The following is a 6,607-nucleotide window of genomic DNA, read 5'->3' on the forward strand; positions in this document are numbered from 1 at the left end:
TCCCTTGAAAAGCCACATTCGCGATCACAAATGATGACTACCGACGCTGATCATTGATCGCGTCGAGGGTCTGATAGCCGGCTCGTCCCCCGCCGCGTTAGACTTGGACAAAGGCCTAATCCCCTCTCCGGGCCTTTGTCCCCATTTTCAAGCCGCCATAGCCAACCTCCAGGCTATGGCGGCTTTGTTTTTCTGCTCTATCTCTAGCTGTATGAATGACGATGAACATTGTTTGATGCATCGCATACGATTTGTTGCATTGCTCGCGGCGGCGTTTTGCGCCTAATTGAGAAAAATGGGATCTGATCGAATGGACTCGGGAGCCTATCTTGCCAGCCAACTGGCCAAGGGCTTTGCTCGCTCGTTGCAACAGCGCGCGGCAAGGCTTGGTTTCTCACCGGGACAATTCCCGATTCTCCTCGAGCTCTGGGCCGAGGACGGGCTGACTCAGAAGCAATTGCTGGCTCGCGTCGACATCGAGCAGGCGACGATGGCCAATACGCTAGCGCGCATGGAGCGCGACGGTCTCATCGATCGTCGCCCACACCCATCCGACAAGCGTGCCCAGCTGGTTTTTCTCACAGGCAAAGCGAAGGGCATGCAGGGCGATGCGATAGAAGCGGCACGCGAGGCCGATCTCGCTCTGTTCGAGGGGTTCAAGGCCTTCGAGCGCGAGCTGACTCTCGAGTACATTCGCCGTCTTCTCGTCAATGCCAAGAAGCTCTGATGCGGCCTACGTCGCTGCCGATGCCGGCCGCGCGTGGCTGCGGATCGGCTCGTCGGTCTGCGCGAGAAAGTTGGCCCGTGCCGCCATCTTGACGCTGGGCTCGATGTCGGGCTTGCCAAGAAGGAGGCCCTGGATTTGCTCGCATCCGTCGTTGATGACGATCTGGCGCTGCAGTTCGGTTTCGACGCCCTCCGTCACCACCCGGATGCCGAGGCTGCGACCGAGCCCGATGATTGCCCGAACGATGGAGCGCGCCGACGCGTCGTGCTCGAGGATGCCGGTGAAGCTCCGGTCGACCTTGATCTTGTCGAAGGGAAGCGCGCGCAGGTTCGATAGCGAAGAGAAGCCAGTCCCGAAGTCGTCCATCACGATGCGAATGCCGAGTTCGTGGAGCCGCATCAGCGTAGAAACGGTGGCTTTTCTGTCCCGCACGAAGGCTGCCTCGGTAATCTCGAGTTCCAGCCTTTCCGGCGCGAGTCCGGTTTCCTGCAGGATACCCGCCACCCTGTCGTAGAAGTTCGCAAGCATGAACTGCACCGGAGAAACGTTGACGGCAATCGACAGCGGCTGCGGCCAACGCGCGGCTTCGATGCAGGCTTGGCGCAGCACCCATTCGCCGAGCTGAACGATCACTCCGCTTTCTTCGGCGATGGTGATGAAGACCTCCGGTTCGCTGGTGCCGTGCCCGGGCCGGTTCCATCGCATGAGGGCTTCGTAACCGCCGATCGCGCCGGTATTGCTCTCGAGAATCGGCTGGTAGTGAACGTAGAGTTGCTTGCGGTTGATGGCGTGCCGAAGCTCGTTTTCGATCTCGCGTCGCGCCCTGACGCATGCATCCATCTCCGCGTCGAAGAAGCAGGCCTTTCCCCGACCGGCATGCTTGGCACGGTAAAGCGCCGTGTCGGCATTGCAGCACAATTGTTCCGCGGTCGCGCCGTCGGCGGGGTAGATGGCAATGCCCATGCTGACCCCGACGGCGGTCGGATCGCGGACGACATCCATCTCTGCAGCCACGCCGCCCAGGACCAGGTCGGCCAGTCTGCGCGCTCCGTCGGGTTGCTGCTGGCCAGTCTGGATAATTGCGAATTCGTCGCCGCCAAGTCGTGCGATTGTTGTGCTGTCCTCCGTCGCGCGCTGCAGGATTGTGGCGATCTTGCAGAGAATACGATCGCCTTCGGCATGACCGAAGATATCGTTGACCGCTTTGAACCGATCGAGGTCGAGATAGAAAACGGCGACCTGTGTGCGTTTGCGCTGGGCGACCTGGATGGCCTGGCGCATGCGCGTGTCGAACAGCGATCGGTTCGGCAGCCCCGTCAGCACATCGTGTTGTGCGAGATGCTCGATCATTTGCTGGGCGCGCTTGCGCTCCGTCAGGTCGCGTACCGCCAGGATTTCGCAAGTGCGGCCGCGGTAGATCATTCGTCGGATCATGACCTCGACCGGCACCTCCAGCGCGGCCTTTGTCGTCAACAGCGTTTCCTGATTGGCCGTCGTTGGCGCGCTGTCCAGATGAACCAGAATTGCGTCGGGCTGCTTTCCACGCAATTCGGCCAGTGGCCAGCCTGACATCTCCTGAAATCGTTCGTTGGCGTCGACGATCAAGCCTTCACGGAGGATGAGTAGCCCTTCCATGGAGGCGTTTGCCAGGCCCCGCAGGTCGGTCAGGTGGCTGGCGAGGAACACGGCGCCGAGAGCGGCAAGGATAAGTGCGGTCGAGACACCCATGACCAGCGAGGCCAGCGTCTTGGTTTCAAGTATGGCTGCCGTGGCGGCCATGTCGGATTGCGGGATAAGCCTGATGGCGCTCATGGATATGAAGTGCATGGCGGATATCGCCAGTACCATCGCCGACGCCGACAGCAGGAGCCGGCGCGCGCCTTTAAGCCTTTGAAACAGAAAAAAGGCCGTGCTCGCGAGCAGGGCGCCGATAAGAAGTGCTGTCAGCGTTGCGTAGGGATCATAAACGATGTCGACCGGCGCCTCGATCGCATCCATGCCCGTCAGATGCATCGCCCCAATTCCGATCGCCATCAGCACGCCGCCGGAGACGAAGGCGTAGCGGCTCGTCGTCTCGGATGCGACAATGATTGCAACGAGTGACATGCCTATGGCGAGCACGACCGAGAGCGCGGTCATGCCCACCCCATAGGTAATCGTGAAGTCGCCATCGTAGGCCAGCATCGCAATGAAGTGTGTCGCCCAGATTCCTACGCCGCAGGCGAAAGCCGAGGCGACGATCCAATTCCGCCGCTGTGCCCGATCGCACTGCTGGGCGCGGAACAGAAGCAGCATGGCTGTGAGATTGCCGGTCAGGCAAACGACGACCGCAGCAACAACCAGGCGCCAGTCGTGGTGGTCACGAATGCAGCTGATTACAGAGAACATTGGTCACCTCATCAACAAACATATAAAGCTTATCAAGCGGTGGCTAAATAACTGTAAATTGCAGTTTGCGGCTCAAACTTCCCCCTCCAGTATCAAGCGCGGCTCCTTCGGCTATTGCGCCCCCGTCGCGTTTTTGACCTCGAAAGCGATGAATCTTTGGTCTATCGTCCGGCCGAATTTCGAAAGGAGTCGGACATGACTGACATAGCCCCGGTACTTGAGCGCGCGGACCAGAATTTGCCATCGAGCCTCGACAAGCTGTTCGAGCTTCTGCGAATCAAGTCGATTTCGACCGATCCCGCCTACAAGGCCGAGTGCCGCAAGTCGGCCGAATGGCTCGTGGCCTACCTTAAGACGCTGGGATTCGAAGCGTCGGTGCGCGACACGCCCGGCCACCCCATGGTGGTCGCGCACCATGAAGGGGCGGCCGCCGATAGCCCCCACGCGCTTTTTTACGGACACTACGACGTTCAGCCGGTCGATCCGATCGAGCTGTGGGAAAACGACCCGTTCGAGCCGTCGATCAAGGATCTCGGCGATGGCCGCAAGGTGCTCACCGGCCGCGGGACGGCCGACGACAAAGGGCAGCTCATGACCTTTCTCGAGGCCTGCCGCGCATACAAGGAAGTGAACGGCGTGCTTCCCTGCCGCATCACCATTCTCTTCGAAGGTGAGGAGGAATCCGGTTCGCCATCGCTGAAGCCGTTCCTGGAGGCCAATGCGGAAGAACTGAAGGCCGACTACGCACTCGTTTGCGATACCAGCATGTGGGATCGCGATACCCCTGCGATTGCCGCTGCGCTTCGCGGTCTGGTCGGTGAAGAGGTGGTCATCACGGCTGCCGATCGCGACCTCCATTCCGGCCTGTTCGGCGGCGCTGCCGCAAATCCGATCCATGTCCTGACGGCCGCACTCGCCGGCCTGCATGACGAAACCGGTCGCATCACACTGGACGGCTTCTACGAAGGGGTCGAAGAAACCCCCTCCAACGTCAAGGCGTCATGGGAGACGCTCGGCAAGACCGCCGAGAACTTTCTGGGTGAGGTTGGCCTTTCGATCCCTTCGGGTGAGAAGGGACGATCCGTTCTGGAACTCACCTGGGCGCGCCCCACCGCGGAGGTCAACGGCATCTGGGGAGGCTACACCGGTGAAGGCTTCAAGACGGTGATCGCGGCCAAGGCATCGGCCAAGGTCTCGTTTCGTCTGGTTGGCACGCAGGACCCCGATGCCGTTCGCGAGAGCTTCCGCGCGTACATCCGGTCGAAGATCCCGGCCGATTGCTCGGTGGAGTTTCATCCGCATGGCGCCTCGCCGGCCATCCATCTCTCCTACGATTCACCGGTGTTGACAAAGGCCAAGACCGCGCTTTCCGACGAATGGCCGAAGCCCGCGGTCGTCATCGGTATGGGTGGCTCCATCCCGATCGTCGGAGACTTCCAGAAGATGCTCGGGATGGAATCGCTGCTGGTCGGATTCGGCCTCAGCGACGACCGTATCCACTCGCCCAACGAGAAATACGAGCTCACGTCCTACCATAAGGGTATCCGGTCCTGGATCCGCATCCTGGACGCACTGGCAGCTTGAGACGAGACAAAAAAGCGCGCCGGTCTTCACCGGTGCGCCATCAAAACAAAAAGGCCGGGATAAAACCGGCCTTTCGTCATTCGCTTCGCGTCGATGCCAGTACATCCGTGGTCAAGGAGGAAGCGAATACTGCAGCTAGACTGATCCCAAAAGGTTAACGAATCGTTAACGGTCTATCTGGATCTACTTGTCGAAATCGGCAGACGCGAAGCGCGCACAGCATTTCGCCAGCTGCAATCTATGGACAGTATATCGGTACGCCAGGGCCCGCTTTCAAGAGCTTGCGGCAAATTTCGCCGTTCAAGCTGGGTTCATCGAACCGCCCATACAAGTCATTGAAAGACAAAGGTGAATGATTGTCGTCAAAGGTTTGGCGGCAGCCGCGCCGCATTTGTCTCCAGGCGGGTGGACACCCGTGCGGAAGGTCTCGACGTGGCCCGGGTTGGCCGCGTCAGCAGGAGTGAAAGCGTGAAAACCAGACTGATGAAAATCGCAGCCGCAGCCGCATTTTTGCTGGCTCCGGCCATTGCTGAAGGTGCGGACGGCCTTGCGACGGCCAACGTCAATATGCGGGCCGGGCCGAGCACGCAATATCCGGCCGTCACCGTCATTCCTGCGGGCGAATCGGTTGAGATCCATGGCTGCCTTGCGGATGTTCCATGGTGTGACGTGGAGTTTTACGGCGGGCGCGGCTGGGTCGCCGGACGCTACGTGCAGGCGCTCTACCAACAACGTCGTGTCTATGTCGGACCGGAATATTATCGCCCGCTGGGGATTCCGACCGTTGTATTCAGCGTCGGCAACTATTGGGATCGCTACTATCGCAACCGCGACTTCTACCGCGAGCGCGATCGCTGGCGCCGCGATCCCGCTTATGACCCTCCGGCCGTCGTCAGGCCCGATCGTGACCCGGATTTCGACCGCCCCTGGCGTCCACGCCCCGGTTTCGATCGTGGTCCCGGTTCTGAGCCGGACTTCGGGCGAGGCCCGGACCGCCGGCCGGACAACAATCGGGACCGGCATCCGGATTTTGACCGTGGCCCGGATCGTCGGCCCGACAATCGTCCGCCGCGGCTCGATCGCGATCAGGACAGGTTCAATCAAGGTGAGAACCAGCGCGATCGCGATCGGGATCGTGGAAATTATCAGCGGTCGCAGCAGGACGACGGAGCGAACCAAGGTCGTCGCAGCGACCATCGCAGGCCGCCGGCATGCCAGCCCGGCGATCCCTCCTGCAATCAGAACAGGCAATAAGACAAACGGGGCGGTCGCGAGATCGCCCTTCTCTTTTGATGCTCTATCCATCATGACACAGAAAAGCCCGGCGCTCTGGGGGAGACGCCGGGCCTAATTTCGATCGGCTCGTTTGAGGGGAGACGGCCGATCAATGACGAAGCTTCGATATGCTTCGCTCCATCTACAATTCATCCGCGGCCTATTGGTTCCCGCTTACCAGGCGGAAACAGATTTTTCCCGGCCGGCCATCAGGTCGCGCAACTCGGCGACCGGACCGTGCAGCATCTTGAGGCGGCTCTCTTCCATCTTGGTCAGGCGATAACGGCGCGCAAACTCTTGCACGCTCCAGATTTCGCGGGGCCTGAACTCGCCGGTATTTGCAGAATCGATGGTCATGTGTGCCTACATATTGCGCGTGCTGCGCTAATCTTAGGCGCAAGTCGGCTGGCTATATGTCAGATTTGTGACGGCCGCAACGAATGGCAGCCATGCTAAAACAGCGCGGCTCGATGCCGACGATGAAAAGGCCCGAACAATTGCCGGGCCTCGTTGAATGGTTCTAGCACTACTTTGGCAGAATGTATTTTGGCGATCTGAAGCGGATTCTGCAGTGAGGACATCGTTCTGGGGCTGACGCTGATAGGAGGATGTTTATGACCGCGCGTCGGATGT

At 60.1% G+C, this 6,607-nt stretch carries 5 protein-coding genes; 3 read left to right on the plus strand and 2 right to left on the minus strand.

The window, feature by feature from the left end; all coding sequences use genetic code 11:
• Positions 1–310: 310 nt before the first annotated feature.
• Entirely contained in the window at positions 311–727 is a 417-nt protein-coding gene (locus ASC97_RS04375; RefSeq protein ID WP_057467146.1) for a MarR family winged helix-turn-helix transcriptional regulator, read from the plus strand.
• Positions 728–733: 6 nt separating this feature from the next.
• On the opposite strand, the gene ASC97_RS04380 is transcribed toward ASC97_RS04375, so the two are convergent.
• Positions 734–3,115, minus strand: coding sequence for a bifunctional diguanylate cyclase/phosphodiesterase (locus tag ASC97_RS04380; RefSeq protein ID WP_057467147.1), 2,382 nt, complete (start codon positions 3,113–3,115; stop codon positions 734–736).
• A gap of 195 nt (positions 3,116–3,310) precedes the next feature.
• On the opposite strand from ASC97_RS04380, the gene ASC97_RS04385 reads away from it, so the two are divergent.
• On the plus strand, positions 3,311–4,699 hold the full coding sequence (locus tag ASC97_RS04385; RefSeq protein WP_057467167.1) for a M20/M25/M40 family metallo-hydrolase: 1,389 nt from the start codon (positions 3,311–3,313) through the stop codon (positions 4,697–4,699).
• A 468-nt stretch (positions 4,700–5,167) separates the two neighbouring features.
• Positions 5,168–5,953 (plus strand): SH3 domain-containing protein, encoded by a 786-nt coding sequence (locus ASC97_RS04390; protein WP_057467148.1) that lies wholly within the window; start codon positions 5,168–5,170, stop codon positions 5,951–5,953.
• A 195-nt stretch (positions 5,954–6,148) separates the two neighbouring features.
• On the opposite strand, the gene ASC97_RS04395 is transcribed toward ASC97_RS04390, so the two are convergent.
• Positions 6,149–6,331, minus strand: a complete 183-nt coding sequence (locus ASC97_RS04395) for a hypothetical protein (protein ID WP_057467149.1) — start codon at positions 6,329–6,331, stop codon at positions 6,149–6,151.
• Between the last annotated feature and the right edge of the window lie 276 nt (positions 6,332–6,607).

It is taken from the genome of Rhizobium sp. Root1203 (assembly GCF_001424945.1).
Lineage (GTDB): Bacteria > Pseudomonadota > Alphaproteobacteria > Rhizobiales > Rhizobiaceae > Rhizobium.